We start from the raw sequence: 19,111 nt of genomic DNA on the forward strand, positions 1-19,111 counted from the left end.
TATCCTGCAGTCAGGATTGTGTGTTCGAATGGTTTACGGTGTTACGGGCCGCGGGCAACCGGATCGACGCGCAAGCGCCGCCCCGGGGCATGGCAGCCAGGCTGAATTGTCCGTTGTGAGCCTTGACCACCGCCTGCACCACAGCCAGCCCCAGGCCGGTACCGTGGGATTTGGTGGTATAGAAGGCTTCCATCAGCTCGTTCACCTTGTCCTGGGGAAAGCCGGGGCCATCATCCACCACGGCAATCTCGAGTTCGTCGCGGGTGCCCACCAGTGTCAGGGCAACCCGGCTGGCACCCGCTTCAAGACTGTTGTTGACCAGGTTGATGCAGGCCCCCACCAGCGCCTCGCGGTTGCACATGACCGGCACAACAGGCCCTTCCGCCGTCACAGTCACCTGCTGCTCATCAGCCAGGCTGAGACCATCGACGGCTGCCTGAAGGCCTTCCTCAACCTGCTCCGAGGACAGCTTCTCCGCCAGCCGGGTTTCGCCCCGGGCAAAGGTCAGCATGTCCCGCACCTGGGATTCCAGATGGGTCAGTCGCGACATCAGGCGACTGGCGCAACGCTGGCGCAGCTCCTCGTCCAGATCCGGCTGTGACAGGTGACCACCGTAGAGGATCGCGGCCGACAGCGGCGTACGAATCTGATGCGCCAGCGAGGCCACCATCCGCCCCATGGCAGACAGCCGTTGGGCATGAGCCAGCTGGGACTGCAGCTGACGGGTTTCGGTGAGATCGGTGAGCAGGATCAACTGACCCGGTTCGTTCTCCATGGTGCGTATTTCGATACTCACGCGGCGGCCATCTTTCAGGGACACCTCATGACCATCGTCGCGACGGGGGGCAAAACACCGCTGGATCACGCTGACCCAGCGCTCGCCTTCAAGTGGCTCGCCCAACAGGGCGACAGCAGCCGGATTGCACTGGGCCACCGCACCCTGGCTGTCCAGGACGATGACACCGGCGGGCAACGCCGACAGCAGGGTGGAAAGCCGGTCCGCCAGACGCTCCTTCTCTTCCAGCTCATGCTGACGCTGACGGGTTTCCGCCGTCAGTTCGCCGGACAACTGGTTCACGCGGGATTCGAGGGTGCGGTAGGAATCGGTAATCTGCCGCGACATCTGGTTGAACAGATCCAGCGCGGTATCGACAGCGGCATCGTCATCCTGCGGCGGAAACAGTGCGGTTACCTTGTCGTTGGCTTCAGCCGCCGCATTCGCATCCGCTACGGAACCGGAATCCCGGGACCGGGAGGCAGGTATTGCCGTCTGGAACTGTCTCATGCTTCCCCCTGACCATGATGTAATGATTCAGGGAGGGTAAAGCAGAAGCCATGCCAGGTTAATTTTCTTCTTTAATTACAACAGGTAGGAATGAAGAACTGACGATCATGCTGATGGACCGGAAGAAGCCGACAGAAAACCGTCAGCCTTCTTCCTCTTCCCGCAGACCATACTTGCGAACCTTTTCCACCAGGGTGGTGCGACGAATCCTTAGCTTCTCCGCGGCCCGGGCCACCACGCCGTTGGTTTCATCCAGGGCCTGCTGTATCAGCTGTTTTTCCAGGTTCGAGAGGTAGTCCTTCAGATCAATGCCGTTGACCGGCAGCAATGCCGGGGCATCCATACCCACCAGCCCGGGAACGCCGGACGGCATGCCACTCTCTTCCATCACGGGGCTCTCATCGTAGTCGTCCACGTAGCGGAACTTCTTCGGCAGTTCCTGCACACCAATCACCCCGAATGGATGCATGATCGCCAGTCGCTCCACCAGATTCGCCAGCTCCCGGACGTTACCAGGCCAGCTATGGCGGCACAGGCTGAGGATAGCGGCGGAATTCAGACGCAACGAGCCCCGTTTCTCCTTCTCCATCCGTGCAACCAGTTCATTGATCAGCAGCGGAATGTCCTCCGACCGCTCCCGCAGCGCCGGCATCTCGATGGGAAAGACGTTCAGCCGGTAGTAGAGGTCCTCGCGGAAGTCGCCGTTCTCGATCATGTCTTCAAGGTTCTTGTGGGTAGCGGCGACCACCCGCACATCCGCAGTCTGGGTCCGGTTGCTGCCCACCTTTTCGAACGTGCGTTCCTGCAACACACGAAGGATCTTCACCTGCATGTTGAGCGGCATATCACCGATCTCATCCAGGAACAGGGTCCCCCCCTCCGCGAGCTCAAACCGCCCTACCCTGGCCGTAATCGCCCCGGTAAAGGCCCCCTTCTCGTGGCCAAACAGCTCACTTTCCAGCAACTCGGCCGGTATTGCCCCGCAGTTGACGGGCACGAAGGGCCGGTCCCTGCGGGGCGAATGGTAGTGGAGATTACGGGCCACCACTTCCTTGCCGGTGCCGGACTCGCCGGTAATCAGAACGCTCACGTCCTTGTCCGCCACCTGGGCCATCAATTCCCGCACGCCCTTGATACTGCGGGAGGTCCCCACCAGGGAACGGAATAGCATGATACCCCGCTGCTGGCTGTGGCCCTGGCCCCGGCTTCGCTGGTACTGGTCACGGTAGATCTGGGCACGGTAAAGGGAATCCACGAACTTGGTGTAGTTGGGGGGCCATTCCAGCCGTGCAATCACCCGCGCCTGGCAGCCCTCCTCCAGCGACTCCAGGTCAGGGTTTCCCACCACCAGTATGGGTAAGCCCGGATCGGCGTTGCAGACCATTTCAATATCCGTGCGGGCCTGGCCATCATCAACAGGGGCGACAATTGCCATACCCAGGCTGGCGAAGTCCTGATCGTCACCACCGGCCAACACTTCACGGGAAGGTCCATCGTCCAGTACGGACGCCTCTCCGACAAATTCAAGAATGGTTTTCAGATCTTTAGCCCGTGACGCGTCCTTGCTCAACACCAGCACAGTATCGGTCATCGACATGCAGAAGGAATCTCTTGGTCAGCCCAGCGTTTGCGCCCGATGAACTGCTCTGTGAACAGTCCTTAATGGCATTGGTTGTTTGTGCGGTATTTAAGACCTTAAACAGGAGAGAGTCAATTTTATGACGCAACCGGTTGGGCCCGATTCGGATGCATCCCATCTGTCGGGATCGGGCCACCCTGCCGGCGAAAACCCGGGAAAAGGTCTATTTTTTGGGGTGTGACACCCTGGCGTAGGCATTCGCGGCCTTGCGATTCTGGCCAACCTGCTCCAGCGCCTCCCTGGCTTCCTGCCTTGCCTCACGGGCAGCGCCGTCGGCCTCTTTTACAAAGGTGTCAAGCTTCCCCAGCCGCTCCTGGACAGCCGTCGCTGACAACTGCCGCTGTTCCAGAGCCGCCATTACCGGATCAATCAGGGCGCGCACGTCACCGTTCAGCTCTCCCAGTCGCTGCCAGTCACTGTCCTGCAGGGCCTGTTGCAGTTCGGCGATACGATCATCAAGGCGTGCCAGCGCCTCATTGGCTTCATCGGACATCAGATTCTCCACGGTCACATTGCAGAGGCTTTCCAGAAGTATACAGGGGAGTATCCGCAAAAGTCCTGATCGGTCACGCCCTCCCCGGACCGGCATTTTGCCCGTTTGGCGGAAGAATCCGGACGCCAGTTCTGGTATAGTAGGAGGTTAACCGAATAATCACGCCGGATGAGGATTGGCACGCCATGTCTGCACAATGGCAATCCCTGGTATCACAGAAAATCTATCTGGCCGGCCAGCTGGCTGCCTTGTCCCGGGACCAGGCCTCTGCCACCGAGCGGGAAGCCTGCCTGCAGGGTGCAATGGAACTTTCCCTGCGTGCGCGGCAACTGTTGCTGGTTCTGATTGCCCGCTATCACCAGGAAAAACAGGCCATGCCGACATCGCCGGAAGACCTGATTGCCCTGATCCCAGGCACACCGGACGCCGAGATGCTGGCCGAGGTATCCCGAGAACCGGGTAGCTGGTGGCAACATCTGGAGCAGCTGGCGCTGTCCCAGAGCCAGCCGCCAAAGCAGCAGAAGACGGTATCGGAAGAAAACATTATTGCGGTATCGGCTGCCTCAGGCCCCGACCGTTCCGCGGAGGGCCTGCTTGAGACACTGGCAGCCATGAAATCATTTGTTACTGACCTGGGTGAACGACACGCCGAGTGGTAACTCGTCACCCACGCCTGAAGTAAGGATTCTATGTCACCTTCATTCTTTGAAATCGTACAACTGAGCGACGGCGACTACGCCCTCAAGCGCGTGGACGACGATTCCGCACCGCTGGTCCGGATCTCTTTTTCCCAGGAAGCCCGGGAGATGATGGAAAACCGGGATATGACCGTGGCCAGATCCATGATCGATGCTGGCATTCAGGCGGTGGGACAGATCAACGACGCCGTCGAGTGGGAAGAAGCCGACCTGGAAGACTTCGAGCCCCAGGCTCACCACACACTTCACTGACCGGATGCGGGATTGTTTCCGGGCCCCTTCAACAGCTGGTGTCCGGGACTATGACGCAACCACCCGGTAGGCACACAGAGTCAGTCGTCAGGCAACGCGATCAGCGCGTCCTGAGAATGACCCCGTGGCTTTGCCCCCTGGCCGACGCCTGCTCCAGCGCACCAAAAGCCCTGCTGGACAGGCGACTGGTCCACATCACGACGGCATGGCAGGTACCCGCACCCAGGGCTCTCTCAGCCAGTTCATAGGCCGAATAATCCCGGGTCGAGCGCAACACCAGCAGCTCACTGGCCACGATGCCATGCATGGTCTGCCACTTGCTGACCAGCTCCTGCGGCGGATCAATCCACGCCAGCCAGCGACGCTCCCGATTCAACTGCGTCAGCATAGGCAGCAGCAACTGGAAATTCTCCACCTGGCCCGGCGGCATGATCACTTCCGTGACATTGCCCCGACGGTCTTCCGCTTCGGTGTGGTTGTCGTCGCCCTTGCGTGCCACGTCATAACCGGGCCGGCAAGCCGGTAACGCTTCCGCTGGCTGCCGCCGGACCGATGCTGCCGGCTCTGGGGCCAGTGCCGTGGCGGCGGCTGTTGCTGCCCCGGCATTCATGCTCAAACCCAACTGTTCCATGACTTCCTCCCAAATTTACTGCTGGCGACACCTTGTTGTCCGCCTGGCTGCCCTGTGTTTCGTCTGGTCAATTCGTCAGCCAGGTGGGACACTAGTGCACCTTTTGAAGATCGGAACGGCGAATCACGCCAACCCCGAGCCCCTCGATCACCAGTTCCTGCTCTTGCAGGTCTACCACAATGGGGTCAAACTCCTCGTTCTCGGCCATCAGGCGAACCTCGGCGCCTTCACGGCGGAACCGCTTCACCGTCACTTCCTCGCCCACCCGGGCCACCACCACCTGGCCGTTGTGAACGTCCTGGGTGCGATGGACCGCCAGCAGGTCGCCGTCCAGAATGCCGATGTCCTTCATGCTCATACCGCGCACCCGCAGGAGGTAATCCGCTGACGGGGTGAAGAATTCCGGTTTGAGGGTGCAGTAATCCTCAATATTTTCCTGGGCCAGAATGGGATTACCCGCTGCTACCTGACCGATAACCGGCAGGCCGGGATCTTCCTCGACCTCTGGCAGCCGGATACCCCGGCTGGTGCCGGGCACCATCTCGATGGCCCCCTTGCGGGCCAGTGCGCGAAGATGCTCCTCAGCCGCATTGGCGGACCGGAAGCCCAGCTCCAGGGCGATTTCCGCCCGGGTGGGCGGATAACCGGTTTCATCCACGTAACGACGGATGATGTCCAGTACCTGGCTCTGTCTTGCTGTCAGTTTCATCGCTTTCTCTCTCCTGTGGCCCTGTGGCCGTTCCCTGCCCCGGCCTTTTTCCGGCACAATGGCTGAACAAGGTCGTCTGCCGATGCTGGGGTTATATACAGTAACTCAAACTTTATACAGTATTTTATCCAGTGTAAACCCCGGCATGCTCAAAATGACACGGCGGTGCCGAAAAACGCTCTCGTCAATCAACCTGTTACATTGGCGCCATACCTGGCGCCAACTCATTTGCCTTAACCGATACCAGGGGGAATCACACCCATGCCCAAACGCTGCCGGATGCCCGACGTCATGACCACCCGGGAGGGAGATACTCGCAGGGTGGGTGTCGAGATCGAGATATCGGGCCTGGGGTATGAAGAGCTGGTATCGCTCACTGCACGCATCCTGGAGGGCGCCGCCAGCAGTACCGGTCGTTACGTCAGCAGGGTGGAAACCGCCCTTGGCGAGTTTACCGTTGAACTGGACTCCGCCCCCATCAAGGATCTGGACCTTCAGGACGAGCGGGTGCCGGAGTCCCTGCGGGAACTCGGCGGCCATGCCATGGACATGATCGACTATGCCGCTGAGCGACTGGTGCCCCTCGAGATCATCTCGCCGCCGGTGCCCTTTGACCAGCTGGAGGCCATCGAAACGCTTTCTGACCAGCTGCGGGAAGCCGGCGCCGTGGGCAGCCGGGAAGCCATGGTCTATGCGTTCGGCCTGCAGCTCAACCCCGAGCTGCCCGATCTCGAAGCCGATACCCTGCGGCGCTACCTGCAGACCTTTGCCGCGCTGTATGACTGGCTGAAAAGCCGGCATCAACTGGACTTCAGCCGTAAGCTGACCACCTATATCGAACCCTGGGCCGGCCGGTATGTTGATCGTCTGGTGGCAGCGGACTACTCACCGGACCTTGAAGGCCTGATGCGCGATTACCTGGAAGACAACCCCACCCGCAACCGGGCGCTGGACCTGCTTCCATTATTTGCGCACCTGGATCCGGCCTTACTGGCCGAGTACGTCGATGACCCGCGGATCAAGTCCAGGCCAACCCTGCACTACCGCCTGCCCGACTGCGATATAGACAACCCCCGCTGGCATTTCTCCACGGTCTGGAACGACTGGGTGATCCTGGAGCAGATCGTGGCCCACCCCGCCCACCATCGGGAACTGAACGACCTGTTCCGGGAAAGCCGCACGCTGTTGTCCTTCCGCAACCTGACCAGTACGTGGCGCACCCGTTGCCACCAGTGGCTGGAGAACCGGGGCTATGTCTGAACGGATGATCGATGAGGAAGCCAAGGTTCCCGGCATCACCATTGGCATCAGCAGCCCGTCCCGCTGGCGCACCTCCGACCGGCTGATCAGCCTTGGTCTGAGACTGTATGGCGCACGCCCCTATTTCATTCGCCCGGGCAGCGAGGTGGATGTGTCACTGCTTGATGGCATCCTGCTGTCCGGCGGAACCCACATTCATCCCGATCTGTATGACCAGGGCGAACAGGTCAAGGCGCGTTACAACCACCACCGTGATCAGACCGACCAGAGACTCCTGCAGGAGGCGGAGCGGCTGCACCTGCCGGTGTTCGGCATCTGCCGGGGCGCCCAGCTGATCAATGTGTTCCGGGGCGGCACCCTGTGCCAGGACGTCACGCCACTACGCGTACATACCCGTCACCGGCCCTTGCTGCTGCCGCTGCAAAGTGTGCGCATCGTGGCACCGACCCGTCTCGGCCGGATCCTGCGATCACCACGGATCGGTGCCAACCGTATCCACAGCCAGGCCATCAAACGGCTGGGCCGTGGGCTGCGGGTCAGCGCCCTGGACAACGACCTGTTTGTCCAGGCCATCGAGAACACCCATGGCCAGTGGCTGATGGGCGTGCAGTGGCATCCTGAATACCTGCTTTACCATAGTGCCCATCGACGAATCTTCGCTGACTTTGTGCGTACCGCGGAACAACTGAAACTGGCCCGACTGACCCGGGAGGATGTACCCGAGAAACCGGACCAGCCATGACACCAGAAGGAGAGAAAGGATGACCAATTCCCTGACACGCCTGCTTTGCGGACCTGCCCTGATCGCCCTGATCGCCATGCCGACAGGGCATGCCCTGGCCGCCCCGGCGGAAGTCAGCCTGTCTGGCGAGGGGCAGGTCCGCTATGTACCGGACAGCGCCCGGCTCAACTTCACCGTGAGTGCCGAGAATACAGACTCCGACCAGGCCCTCAGTAAAGTGCGGGCGGTGATGGAACAATGGCGGGAGAGCATTGCAGAGATCCGTAGTGAGCTGGTGGACTACAGCGATGCCTCTGCCCACCTGTACCAGCGCCAGCGTTACCCACAGCGGGACAATGGCGACTCAGGCGAGCCCAGGACCATCGCTGTCGCCAGCCAAGCCGTCAGTTTCGAGATCCATGACCTGAATCTGCTGAACCGGGTGCTGACCAAAGCCCAGAATCTGGGCATGAACTACAACCTCAGCCAGCACCAGTTTTTCCATTCCAACGAAGAGACACTCCAACGCGAAGCCCTTGCCAAGGCCATCGCAAATGCCCGGGAGCGCTGCCAGTTTGCGGCGGAACAGCTGGATATGGACTGTGGTGAGATCAAATCACTCAATCTGCAATCATCCGGGGGCGGGCCCGTCCTGATGCGCATGCAGGAAAGTTCCGCCGTCGCGGATACGGTCAGCCAGGTCGGCCCCCGGGAGATCAGCGCCACGGTCCAGGCAACGTTTACCATGCGGTAACCCGAAGTACACAGGTGAGGCGGCTGGCTAGTGTCCCGTGCGGTTCATTAGCTGACCTACTGCGGGACACTAAAAATCCCGGTTGTAGAAGATATCCAGCGACGAGGCCAGCCCGCTTGCCGCCTCAATGTAGAAATACCGCCCCAGGTCGTAGCGGAGGGCCACGGTTGTGACAGGTTCGAACAGCCCCACACCGTAGCGGATACTCAGGTCTTCGGTCAGGTAACCGCTGGCCACGACGGCCGAATCCTCACCCGAGCCTTCCGCCTCCAGGGTCAGATCCTGTATGCCGAAAGCCTCGCCGATGCCTCTGGTCAGCCCGCTGGCCTGTTTCAGCCCCAGTGACAGTGCCATACGGCTGACCTGAGTCTGGTCGCCCTGGCTCTGCAGCGGGCGCCCAAGCACCAGGTACGAGAGGGCCTCATTCTGGGACATGGGCGGCTCTGAGAAGATGGTCGTCTCCGGCTCCTGGGCCGGGCCGGAAAGACGAATTCCGGCCAGCACGTCATCCACCCGACGGATGGCCTCAATGTCCACGTAGGGCTCACCGATGGGTCCCACAAACACCAGTCGCGCACGCCGCAGTTCCAGCTCCTGACCAAAGGCTGCATAGCGGCCATCGACCATCCGCAGTGCCCCCCGGGTATCCATCTGGTTACCGATCTGCAGCTCGCCTTTCAGTTCTCCGGTTACGCCAAACCCCTTGAAGGTCACTTCCTCTTCGCCCACGATCACCGTCACGTCCATGGCCAGTGCCAGTGGCGGCTCCTGTTCGGCCTCCGCGCCGACAATGACCTCGTCTTCCGAGACGCTCACCGCCTGCTCAGGCAGCTCGCGCACTTCAATGCTGCCACTGGGTATCGCCACCTGGCCGACGATGCTCAGTTCCCCGGCAATAAACCGGATCTCCAGATCCGGAGACACCGCCAGATCGGCATAGGGTTCGTAGTGCAGCGGCAACCGGTTCCCCTTCAGGGTTATGGTGACCCGCGGATCACCCGTCCAGTCCACGTTGCCGCCAATTTCTCCGGTGCCGGTGCCATTGCTCTGCCAGTTGCCTTCGAGATCCGCCTGGCTGCCATTGAAGTTCACCTGCAGGGTGAGGTCCTGAATGGGTACGGGCACTCTCTCATCCACCAGCAGCCCGTTGGCAAGCCTGAGTTGACCATACACCTGCGGCGCCAGCAAAGGGCCTTCCAGCCGCCCGGAACCGGCAACCTGTCCCTCCAGTTGCTCCAGGTCGAGCAGGGCACCCACCACGGCCAGGTCAAACCCCTCCAGACTGTAGGACCCGGTGGTTGGCCGGTCCGGTGCATTGGGGTCGACAGACAGGTCCACCGCCAGCGCCCCCACGTCCTGGCCATCCAGGCGCAGCTGTACATTTGCCGCTTTCGGTTCCATGTTCAGCGTGGCCGTCAGCGTTTCATAGTCCAGGGTCTGTTCTGTGTCGTCCATCGCCACCACCACGTCACCGGGGCCGGCACTGAGCCGGACCGTGCCCCGGGGGCCCTCTTCCGCCAACTCGACGTCCAGGGTGCCATTGATCATGGCAGTCCAGGTGACGTTTTCCGGCATCAGGGGCGCCAGGGTTGAGGCGGGAAGCTGGCTGATCTCCAGGTTCAGGGCCGTGTCCGGCAGCAGGGTCTGCTCCCCCGCGCACAGGGTACTATCCTGCCAGCGCCAGCAATGGGCGCCCACGGTGAGGGTCTGATCGACGTAGTTGATCGGTGCCGGGTTTTCCAGTTGCCAGGTCTGCTCCGGGCCAGTCAACGCCACCTCGCCACTGGCTAGTTGCCCCTGCCACTGGCCACCGTTAACGGATTGCCAGGCCCCAGCCAGAACCGCATCCACCACGGCCTCGGGATGTCGCACCGACAGCGTCAGGCGGTGATCGTCCAGGGTTCCCCCCAGGTCAGCCTGCAGCTGCTCCACCATCTGCCCTCCGGCCTTCAGGGACGAAGCCTCCAGCCGGGCATCCAGTGATTGCGACTTATCCAGCTGCGCATCCAGCGTCAGCGACCCGATACGGATCTGGTCCTGCCAGGCAACGCCGGTTGCAGACAGGTCAAGATTGCCACCGGGCAACCGGATGGGGCCATTCAGGTCAATGGTAGCGTCAATCTCCCCTGCCAGACCCGGGACAATGACACCGGGGTCAGGCAGCTCCAAGGTTCCCTGCACTGACAGCTGCCCGGACCCGGTCAGCGGGTCCTGCAGCTCACCCGAAGCGGTCAGCCGGTTGTTGCCGACGCTGGCAAGTACTTCAGGTATCTGCCACTGACCGGACTTTGCCTCAATTTCGCCCCGGCTCAGCAGAGGTGCATCCCGCCACTGCCCTTCCAGGTCCCAACGGGCGGTAAAATCCGGATTACCATCCGGTTGCAGTTGTCCCCGTGACGTAACCGAGCCGTTGATGCTGGCGGTGGCCTGCGGCACCCAGAAACCGGGGTTGAACGAATCCAGCATCAGGTCCGCCTGCCAGCTCAACGGGCCGGCAAAACCAACCTCGGCATCACCCTGCAACTGCCCGGCGCCGGTTGTCATGGTCAGCTCGGTCAGACGCACCGACTCCAGGTCACCATCCAACCGGGTGGCCAGGGTCGCTTCTCCCATGGGACCGGAGGCATCCACATCCAGACTGGCCTGGTACTGGTTGCCGGCGAAGCGGCCGCTGGCGTCGAGCGAACGGATGGTGACCGGTGGCGGTTCAACCTGGGGCAACAGCGAATACCAGGGGAAGGCCCCCATGGTCACGTCCGCCTCCGCCTCCAGTCCGTCCTGCCAGGCCACGTCGCCATCCACCGTCAGTTCGGCCTGGCCCTCACCTGCCGCTGACGGCCCGCTCAGTACCAGTTGCAGATCTCTTGCCGCCTCTGGCGTCACCCGCCCGGACAGATCCATAGCCACCGGACCCTGCTGCCCCGGCAACCGGGCCCGGGAGCTTATCCGGTAGCCATTGGCCAGGTTGCCCCGCCCGGTCAACGTCCAGTCGTTGAGTGTCAGGGTTTCCGGCAGGGTATCCAGCGCCAGGAAAGCATCGGAGCGCAGGTCAACAGTGGCGGGCAGCGATGCCTCCAGAGGTGCAAGCTCGGCCTCCAGCTGAGCATCCAGGTAACCGGATGACACCAGGCTGGCCCGCAGGTCCCGGACACTGCCCCGCAAATCTCCCCTTATTCGCCAGCGGTCACCGGATGGTGGCGGCAGGGTCAGATCCACGTTGATAGCCAGGGGCCAGTCACCGCGGGTTTCGACCCGGCCATCCAGCGTGACTGCCACGTCTTCACGGCTCAGGTCGAACTGACGGATCTCGAAATCAGAGCCACTACCTCCGGCCGCCAGGGACAGCTGATCCCACACCAGCGTGCCGTTGTAATGGAACGGCCCCAGCTCAACGGAGCGGATATCAATATTCAGCGGCAGGGCGATATCCGGCAGATTCACGGGACCGCCGTCCGACTCCGACTCGGCGGCGGTGCGCGCCATGGTCACATCCAGCGAGGCTGCTTCCAGCCGCTCCAGACAAAGATGCTTGCGAAAGAGGCAGGTAGGCGACCAGTCAATCACCGGTGAGGCAACCTCCAGCGTTATCCCGTACCCCTGCCAGGCAAAGTGTTCTGCCTGCCATTCGCCCAGCAGAGAACCGCTGGCCGCAGTGGTTTCCAGGCCGGGAATCTGATCCAGCACCCAGGCCGTGCCGACATCGGAGCGTAATGCCACCAACACCGCGGAAATAACCAGAACCACCAGCAGCAGAACGATGGCCAGCGCGATAATCAACCATTTAAGCCCGGTTTTCAGGGCTGAGGTCAGCCTGCTCATAACTCCGGCCCCATGGAAAAGTGTATTCGCCAGCCACCGCCAAACTCCTCATCCAGGCCCCTGGCAATGTCCAGGCGCAGTGGGCCCACCGGGCTGATCCAGCGAACCCCCACACCCACCCCTGTGGCCAGGGGCTCATCCAGGTGGTCAAGGGCATTACCCTCGTCCATGAACGCGGCCACCCGCCAGTTGTCGACCACTTCATACTGGTACTCGATACTGCCCACCAGTTTGTAACGCCCCCCTAACCCGGTGCCGGAGCTGTCCTTTGGTGTCAGGGTTTCGTAGCCATAGCCGCGAACACTCTGGTCGCCACCCGTGAAAAAGCGCAGGGAAGGCGGTACGTCGGAAAAATCATTGGTGGCAACGGCACCCGCTTCAACCCGGGCAAGGAATCGGTGGTCATCCGCAATGGTGATCAGCCCCTTGGCCTGGGTAGTGACCTGCGCCACATCCACCGTTGAAAAGAGTTCCCGGGAGCCGCCGGTCACATCCATCTGCAGACGATAGCCGTGGGTAGGGTCGATGGGCGAGTCCGACTGCAGCTTCGACAGGGAGATCCCCGGCATCAGCAACCGGGTAGTACCAGACTCCGCGTTACCGATATCGAAACGTTCCCGCTCCCAACGCAGGGACAGCACCCGGGTCCAGTCGTTGTCCATCAGGTGGCGCCATTGAGAGCCAAGTGTCAGGCGGTCTGACTGCACATCCTCGATGTCCTCGCGTTGATACCCGACGCCAAAACGCATTGAGTCCGTCATCGGCGGATCCAGCGGTATTTCATACCAGCCGGTGATGTTCTGGCGGGGCACGGACAACTCTGTATCGGCGCCACGCTGATGCCCCTGAGGGTTAATCCAGTGCTCTTTCCAGTTGCCCCGGAAGCGGGGCCCCACATCGGTGGAATAGCCGATACCCGCCCCCAGGGAACGGGGTTCCCGCTCACTGACCCGGGCGGATACCGGAATCACCCCGTCCTCGGCATCGGACGGAGGCGCGGTCACCAGCGCCTGGGAAAAGTAGCCGCTGTTGGTCAGGTCGGCGCTCAGGTCAGCGATCTCATCGGCATGGTACGGGGTACCCGGTTCAAACTGGACGAAACGTTCAAGAAACGACTGTTTGAACACCTGATCCTCGTTGAAGGTGACGTCACCAAGACGGTAACGCTCACCACTGGCAAAGTGCAGGAAAATCCGCGCCTCACGGGCTTCCGGGTCCACCTCCAGACGGCGCTGTTCGAACGTGCCATCAAAATAGCCAAGGCGGGATGCACGGTTGCTGAGGGTTTGCCGTAAGGAATCATAGGCGCCATGGTTCAGTACGTCGCCCACAGCCGGCTGCTTGGGCAAGGTTGCCATGAACAGGGAATCATCCTGCGCCGGCCCGGTAATGGTAACGTCCCGGGACACCACCCGCACCGGCTCACCCGGGCTCACCTCCATGACCAGCACAGGGGGATCCTCGTCCCGAATATTGCGGGCAATGGTGGGGTCGTAGTAACCAAGGGCCCGCAGCGCCTGACGGATGCGTTCATCCACGGTATCCCCATAGCGGCGCAGGGAAGACAGGCTGTGATCTTCCACGTCCCCCACGAAAGCCCTGGCGTTGTCGAGTAACCCGGGGTAGTCACCCTCCATGCGAATCTCGACCTGGTCCGCAAGGCTCGCAACCGGCGTCAACGACAACGCGGCCCATGCCAGTAACCCGAAGACTCTGTTGCAGGTACGGTAGCGTCCTGATGCTTGATTGATTTGCAAATTCCACTCCGGTCCACGAAGCCCTGACGGGTTTTTTTGTGCCCGGGGAGCTCAACGCCCCCTCTACGACAAGGTTCGTCGTGAACGTCCAAATACGCTAATCTGTTACGGAATCTCCGCCAACAGGATGATTCACAAAGGGTCCAGGGTTGTCAGCAGCGACCAGGGACGAACTCATGGTGCCTTTGACCTGATCCAGAATACGCTCCGGGTATTACGGGCAGCGTTGAATGCTCCGAAAACCCAGTGGTTAAACAACCAGGCCGTTACGGGAGTTGCAACCTGCGGATGTTCACCATAAATCGGGAGAACCTCAAGAAAAGCCACCAGACCATCTGGTTTGCCATCGACTTTCTGATGCTTGGCTTGCTGATCCTCAACCTGACCCTGATTATTTTTGATTCCGTCTATCAGTTTGAAGGCATTCAGAATTTTTTCCAGCAGCAGTTGCCGGCATTCTACAACGTCTACCAACCGATTCACCGAAATTTCATATTCTACGATCTGATATTTGTCAGCATCTTCCTGACGGAGTTTTTCTTGCGCTGGGCCGAGGCCGTGTGGCACAGAACCTATCAGCGCTGGTACTTCTACCCCTTCATTCACTGGTATGACCTTCTCGGCTGTATACCCACCAGCGGCATGCGTTTCCTGAGGGTGCTGCGTGTTATCAGCATCGTGTATCGCCTGCATCGCTATGGCGTCATCGATTTTACTCGCACCCGGGTGTTTCAGTTTCTTGCGTTCTATTACGAGGCATTCATGGAGGAATTGTCTGACCGCATCGTACTCAAGGTTCTGTCGGGCATGCAGGAAGAAGTGCGTGAAGGCTCACCGCTGCTGGAAAAGGTTCATCAGAACATTATCTATCCCCGCAAGGATATCCTTATCGGCTGGATTTCCGACCGGGTCGCCGATATGGCGTCCCAGGGGTACGTGCCCAACCGTGGCGCCCTGCGACAGTATATGGAGCAGTGCATTTCCGATGCGATCCGCCAGAATCCTGAAATTTCACGCCTGAAACTGCTGCCCATCTTCGGCAAGCAGGTACGCGGAACCATGGAAGAGGCCATTGGCGACATCACCGCCCACGTTCTCAACCAGGTTCTGGAAGACCTGGCCAGCAGCCGCAACCATGACTTCATCAACGACCTGGTGGACGTTTTTCTGCCGGATCACCAGGAAAAACTGATGCATAAGGGCACCAATGATACCGAATTGCCTCAGCGCCAGGACAATGAGGTATTGATCAACCTGACGATCGAGATCATTGACGCTATAAAGGAGCAGGTACACCACAAACGCTGGCGTGATCAGTTAGATTGACACCCCGGCAGCCCGACACCAGACCGCAGAGAGACGTTCATGAGTCAACCACTGCACTACTGTACCGCTGATGAACTGGTGCGGGTGATGGACGCTGGCGACCTGACCAGCGAAGCACTGACCCGGGCACTGCTCGACCGTATAAAAACCTTCAACCCACCGCTGAATGCCGTGGTCGCGGTCAATGAGGAACAGGCCCTCACCCAGGCCAGGGAAGCCGATCGCCAGCGACAGGCCGGCACTGCGGGTGGGCCCCTGCTGGGGGTGCCACTGACCCTCAAGGACAGCTGGCAGGTGCCCGGCCTGGCCTGCGCTTCCGGCGCCATCGTGATCGGCAAAACCAACGTGCCCTACTTCACCTCTGATATTCAGACCTACAACGAGGTATACGGCACCACCAATAATCCCTGGAACCGGCAACGCACCCCGGGGGGATCCTCCGGCGGTGCCGCGGCCGCATTGGCCGCCGGCCTGACACCCATTGAAGTGGGCAGCGACCTGGCCGGGTCCATTCGCATCCCCACCCACTTCTGCGGCGTGTTTGGCCATAAACCAAGCCGGAGCCTGGTGTCCTTCCGGGGGCACGTCCCGGGGCCTCCCGGCACAGTCACCCAGCCCGACCTGGCAGAAGGCGGGCCCATGGCCCGCTCGGCCCGGGACCTGGAAACACTGCTGAAAGTGATCGCCGGCCCACGCCCCCAAATGGCCCGAAGCTGGCAACTGGCCATGGAGCCAGCCACCCTGGCTGCCCTGGATCAGGCACGTGTTGGGCTCTGGCTGGAAGACCCCCATTGCCCGGTGGATCACGAACAGAGCAACGGTTTTCGCCGGCTATCCGATGCCATGGCCGAGCGCGGCGCTCTGGTCACGTCGTTACACCACCCCATGCTCTCCCTCGAGCACATCATGCCGGTCTACTTCAACCTGCTGGGCAGCCTGCTGAGCGTCGACATGAGCAGCCAGCAGAAACGCCGCCTGAAGCTGTTTGTCCTGGCCGAGAAATCATTGCGGAAGATGACCCCCATGACCTACGGCATGGCCGAGTTTGCCCGGGGCACCAGCCAGACCCATGGGCGCTGGATGAAATGGAACGAAACCCGCGAGAAAATGCGCGAACAGGTGGAAGAAATCTTCGGGGAAGTGGACGTGATACTGGCCCCGGTCAACCCGGTCACCGCCATTCCCCATGATCAGCGAGCCCCCCAGTACCGCCGCCAGATCCAGGTGAACGGCGAAACACGCGCCTACCACGACCAGTTCTGCTGGATTGCCCTGGCCACCCTGCTGGGCCTGCCAGCCACCTCGGTACCCATCGGCATCACCCGCAACGGCATGCCTTACAACGTACAGATCATCGGCGCCCCGGGTCGGGACCTGACAACGCTGGCGTTTGCGCGCTTGCTGGAAGACGAAGGGCTGGCGGAATTTCAGGCGCCGCCGGGGTACTGAAAAACGATCACAGTGCACCTGGAAGCCGGCCGCCTGGAATAGCATGAAGGTGGCCAGAGAGGCCTCAACATCGCCGGCCCGGCCTACAACAGAACAATCCCGAATCGCCTCATGACCAGCGCAAGCACGCCAAAAGACACCAGTGTGACGATGGCGCTCATGGCCAGCGACGCCCAGAAACCGAACCGGGGCAGAAGAAAAGGAAAGGCCAGGAACATTGGCAACGTTGGCAGCACATACCAGAAGGTAAACCAGGCGTGGTTGCTGATCTTCTCCGAGGGCTGGTGCTCCAGGTAGAGCCAGATCATTGCCAGCACCGACACCATCGGCAGCGCAGCGATCAGCGCCCCCACCTTGTCACTACGCTTTGCCACTTCCGACACCATCACCACCAGCGCGGCAGTAATGGCGTATTTGGTGATCAACCACGCCATGGAAAATCCTCCGGGCGCCAGGCCGGATGGCTCGGCCGGGCTCGATAACAGACTTTTCTCAAACCGCCTTCACTGCCTCAGACAACCTGTCTCTGACGTTTCCGGCAATCTTTATGAGCTCGTCATTGTCGATGGCGGTCATGGACTCAACAGGGTCGATGGCACTGATCTCAACCCCGCCAGCGACCTCCCGGAGGATAACGTTGCATGGCAACATGGCACCCACACGAGGTTCCACACCGATGGCCTCCCAGGCCATACCAGGATTACAGGCACCGAGAATCCGGTACGCGGCCATATCCTTATCCAGCTTCTTCTTCATCGTTGCCTTGACGTCAATTTCCGTCAGCACGCCGAAACCATGGTCCGCCAGCACCTGACGTACCCGCTTGTCGACGTCTTCGAAATCCACATCCGGGATGACCCGGTCAATGGTATACGACATGGAAACCTCCAATCGTTCGGTGAATCAGCTGTGCGGCCCCGGTCATACAATGGGGTCAGTACCCGGCACCGCACTGCCCGAAGTCTTATCATGGCCCTGTGTGCAAGAACAATAAAGACCCACCGAAACAGGAGCCGGGTCGCCCCAGCATGCAAGGAACAGAAGCAGCCCGCCTGTTGCACACGGCATGAATTCAGTAAGGGTAGTCAACTCGGCATTCGTGCCGACCAGACACCGGACCGGATGGCCGCACAATCCGAAACATCCGGATTATAGATATACACCCAGGCTTCCCCGTACGGCGTATCCAACAGTACACGATCATACAGCCCCGCCTTCGGCGCCCGCGCTTTATGCCCTTCAAGCTGGTCAAGCCGGGCAAACGTGTGGGCCCCCACCTCATACACCTCAACCAACACGCCGTTGCTGGCTTCCAGCTTTGCGCCCGGAAACGGGCCCAGGTCGTAAAGCGCAATTGAGGAAATCGAGCACGCTCCCAGGCGAACCGCAGTGGACAGGAACGGGTGGTTTGGCTCCCCACGTTTGAGGGTGCCGTAGACGGCTACTCGGTGGTTTCGATCGGTCATCATCGCGCCCTCCCGAATTTCGCTCAGCCAGAGTTTGCCAAATGGGTGTACCTGTCCGCCAGCGGGTTCAGTACTCACACATCCAACACCACCGGTGCATTCACCGGCCGATAGCGCTCATCACAGGTGCTGGCATTGATAAACCGCGTGGTCCCCGGAACCAACTCGCCGTAGCCCTCGTGGATGTGCCCGAATATATGGGCTTTCAGGTGCAATTGTCGGACACGCGCCAGCAGCGCTTCGCAGCCTACGCTCTCGAACTGAAAGCCCGTGTCCACCGCATCGCCGATGCCATGGGGAGGACCGTGAGTAATCAGTACATCGGTATCGTCGGGAATGCGTTGCCAATGCCGGTTGATCGGTTCGCCCCGGTCCTCCATAAACGCCCAGTCCATAAAGGTGGGCGTCCAGGGTGAGCCCCAGAAGCGGACACCGTCGATCTCGATACCAGTGTCCTGCAGGTAGATAGCGTTGGTGAGCCGTTCCCGGGCCTGCTCCGGGGTTTCCTGGAAGGCCCAGTCGTGGTTGCCGGCGATGACAATCTTGTGGCGGTGGGGCAACTCGCCCAGCCAGTCGTTCAGATCGGACAGGTCACTGAGGGTGCCCGCACCCAGACAATCGCCGGCATGGATCAGCACGTCACCTCCGGGTATGTGAGGGATGCGCCGGTGCATACTGTGAGTGTCGGAGATGCAGACGAGTTTCATGGGGATCCTGCCTGTCGGCCACGGAGGATTTTCTCAAGGTAGTCGCTCAACAGCACCCCACAATCACTCTGAACAGCGCCTTTGAACGTATGTCCGGCGATTAGTGTAACGCTATCAATCTTCTACTGTATCAGGCACTTTTGAT

At 60.7% G+C, this 19,111-nt stretch carries 18 protein-coding genes; 7 read left to right on the top strand and 11 right to left on the bottom strand.

The window, feature by feature from the left end; translation table 11 throughout:
* Nucleotides 1-10 precede the first annotated feature (10 nt).
* The 3 genes from ACFOZ5_RS15950 to ACFOZ5_RS15960 form a co-directional block, all read right to left on the bottom strand.
* Nucleotides 11-1,285: a sensor histidine kinase gene (locus tag ACFOZ5_RS15950; protein WP_379889101.1), complete on the bottom strand. Its 1,275-nt coding sequence runs from the start codon at nt 1,283-1,285 to the stop codon at nt 11-13.
* Between the two features lie 142 nt (nt 1,286-1,427).
* Nucleotides 1,428-2,882 (bottom strand): sigma-54 dependent transcriptional regulator, encoded by a 1,455-nt coding sequence (locus tag ACFOZ5_RS15955; protein WP_379889103.1) that lies wholly within the window; start codon nt 2,880-2,882, stop codon nt 1,428-1,430.
* A 205-nt stretch (nt 2,883-3,087) separates the two neighbouring features.
* Entirely contained in the window at nt 3,088-3,417 is a 330-nt protein-coding gene (locus ACFOZ5_RS15960) for an SOS cell division inhibitor (protein WP_379889105.1), read from the bottom strand.
* Nucleotides 3,418-3,602: 185 nt separating this feature from the next.
* Between ACFOZ5_RS15960 and ACFOZ5_RS15965 the strand changes: the two genes are divergently transcribed.
* Together ACFOZ5_RS15965 and ACFOZ5_RS15970 are read left to right on the top strand one after the other, a co-directional pair.
* Nucleotides 3,603-4,076 carry a hypothetical protein gene (locus tag ACFOZ5_RS15965; RefSeq protein WP_379889107.1) on the top strand — a complete coding sequence of 158 codons (474 nt, stop codon included), beginning with the start codon at nt 3,603-3,605 and terminating at the stop codon, nt 4,074-4,076.
* Nucleotides 4,077-4,106: 30 nt separating this feature from the next.
* Nucleotides 4,107-4,367, top strand: a complete 261-nt coding sequence (locus ACFOZ5_RS15970) for a hypothetical protein (RefSeq protein WP_379889109.1) — start codon at nt 4,107-4,109, stop codon at nt 4,365-4,367.
* A 100-nt stretch (nt 4,368-4,467) separates the two neighbouring features.
* Here the strand turns inward: ACFOZ5_RS15970 and ACFOZ5_RS15975 are convergent, their stop codons facing one another.
* Both ACFOZ5_RS15975 and lexA read right to left on the bottom strand, forming a co-directional pair.
* Nucleotides 4,468-4,998: a cell division inhibitor SulA gene (locus tag ACFOZ5_RS15975; protein WP_379889111.1), complete on the bottom strand. Its 531-nt coding sequence runs from the start codon at nt 4,996-4,998 to the stop codon at nt 4,468-4,470.
* Nucleotides 4,999-5,089: 91 nt separating this feature from the next.
* Nucleotides 5,090-5,707, bottom strand: coding sequence for a transcriptional repressor LexA (lexA, locus tag ACFOZ5_RS15980; protein ID WP_379889113.1), 618 nt, complete (start codon nt 5,705-5,707; stop codon nt 5,090-5,092).
* 261 nt (nt 5,708-5,968) lie between these two features.
* Here lexA and ACFOZ5_RS15985 point away from each other — a divergent pair, with 261 nt between their 5' ends.
* From ACFOZ5_RS15985 to ACFOZ5_RS15995, 3 genes are read left to right on the top strand one after another with little or no spacing between them, the layout of a single operon-like run.
* Nucleotides 5,969-6,967 carry an amidoligase family protein gene (locus ACFOZ5_RS15985; RefSeq protein WP_379889115.1) on the top strand — a complete coding sequence of 333 codons (999 nt, stop codon included), beginning with the start codon at nt 5,969-5,971 and terminating at the stop codon, nt 6,965-6,967.
* Complete coding sequence (locus ACFOZ5_RS15990; protein ID WP_379889116.1) at nt 6,960-7,709, top strand: gamma-glutamyl-gamma-aminobutyrate hydrolase family protein; 750 nt, start codon at nt 6,960-6,962, stop codon at nt 7,707-7,709. The genes ACFOZ5_RS15985 and ACFOZ5_RS15990 overlap by 8 nt, the downstream gene beginning before the upstream one ends.
* Nucleotides 7,710-7,728: 19 nt before the next feature.
* The gene (locus ACFOZ5_RS15995) at nt 7,729-8,442 is read left to right on the top strand and encodes an SIMPL domain-containing protein (protein WP_379889118.1); all 714 of its coding nucleotides are present in this window, start codon (nt 7,729-7,731) and stop codon (nt 8,440-8,442) included.
* A 69-nt stretch (nt 8,443-8,511) separates the two neighbouring features.
* Here ACFOZ5_RS15995 and ACFOZ5_RS16000 read toward each other — a convergent pair whose 3' ends face one another.
* Both ACFOZ5_RS16000 and ACFOZ5_RS16005 read right to left on the bottom strand, forming a co-directional pair.
* The gene (locus tag ACFOZ5_RS16000; protein WP_379889120.1) at nt 8,512-12,261 is read right to left on the bottom strand and encodes a translocation/assembly module TamB domain-containing protein; all 3,750 of its coding nucleotides are present in this window, start codon (nt 12,259-12,261) and stop codon (nt 8,512-8,514) included.
* Nucleotides 12,258-14,018, bottom strand: coding sequence for an autotransporter assembly complex protein TamA (locus ACFOZ5_RS16005; protein WP_379889122.1), 1,761 nt, complete (start codon nt 14,016-14,018; stop codon nt 12,258-12,260). Before ACFOZ5_RS16005 ends, ACFOZ5_RS16000 begins: the two co-directional genes overlap by 4 nt.
* 288 nt (nt 14,019-14,306) lie before the next feature.
* Between ACFOZ5_RS16005 and ACFOZ5_RS16010 the strand changes: the two genes are divergently transcribed.
* Together ACFOZ5_RS16010 and ACFOZ5_RS16015 are read left to right on the top strand one after the other, a co-directional pair.
* Entirely contained in the window at nt 14,307-15,344 is a 1,038-nt protein-coding gene (locus ACFOZ5_RS16010; RefSeq protein ID WP_379889124.1) for a hypothetical protein, read from the top strand.
* A 39-nt stretch (nt 15,345-15,383) separates the two neighbouring features.
* The gene (locus ACFOZ5_RS16015) at nt 15,384-16,793 is read left to right on the top strand and encodes an amidase family protein (RefSeq protein ID WP_379889126.1); all 1,410 of its coding nucleotides are present in this window, start codon (nt 15,384-15,386) and stop codon (nt 16,791-16,793) included.
* An 83-nt stretch (nt 16,794-16,876) separates the two neighbouring features.
* Here the strand turns inward: ACFOZ5_RS16015 and ACFOZ5_RS16020 are convergent, their stop codons facing one another.
* The 4 genes from ACFOZ5_RS16020 to ACFOZ5_RS16035 form a co-directional block, all read right to left on the bottom strand.
* Entirely contained in the window at nt 16,877-17,227 is a 351-nt protein-coding gene (locus ACFOZ5_RS16020) for a DUF3147 family protein (protein WP_379889128.1), read from the bottom strand.
* Nucleotides 17,228-17,285: 58 nt separating this feature from the next.
* On the bottom strand, nt 17,286-17,672 hold the full coding sequence (locus ACFOZ5_RS16025) for a DUF302 domain-containing protein (protein ID WP_379889130.1): 387 nt from the start codon (nt 17,670-17,672) through the stop codon (nt 17,286-17,288).
* 206 nt (nt 17,673-17,878) lie between these two features.
* Nucleotides 17,879-18,262 carry a gamma-glutamylcyclotransferase family protein gene (locus ACFOZ5_RS16030; protein ID WP_379889132.1) on the bottom strand — a complete coding sequence of 128 codons (384 nt, stop codon included), beginning with the start codon at nt 18,260-18,262 and terminating at the stop codon, nt 17,879-17,881.
* Between the two features lie 71 nt (nt 18,263-18,333).
* Nucleotides 18,334-18,966, bottom strand: a complete 633-nt coding sequence (locus ACFOZ5_RS16035) for a metallophosphatase domain-containing protein (RefSeq protein WP_379889134.1) — start codon at nt 18,964-18,966, stop codon at nt 18,334-18,336.
* Nucleotides 18,967-19,111: the final 145 nt, after the last annotated feature.

It is taken from the genome of Marinobacter lacisalsi (assembly GCF_042651045.1).
In the GTDB taxonomy this organism is placed as follows: domain Bacteria; phylum Pseudomonadota; class Gammaproteobacteria; order Pseudomonadales; family Oleiphilaceae; genus Marinobacter; species Marinobacter lacisalsi.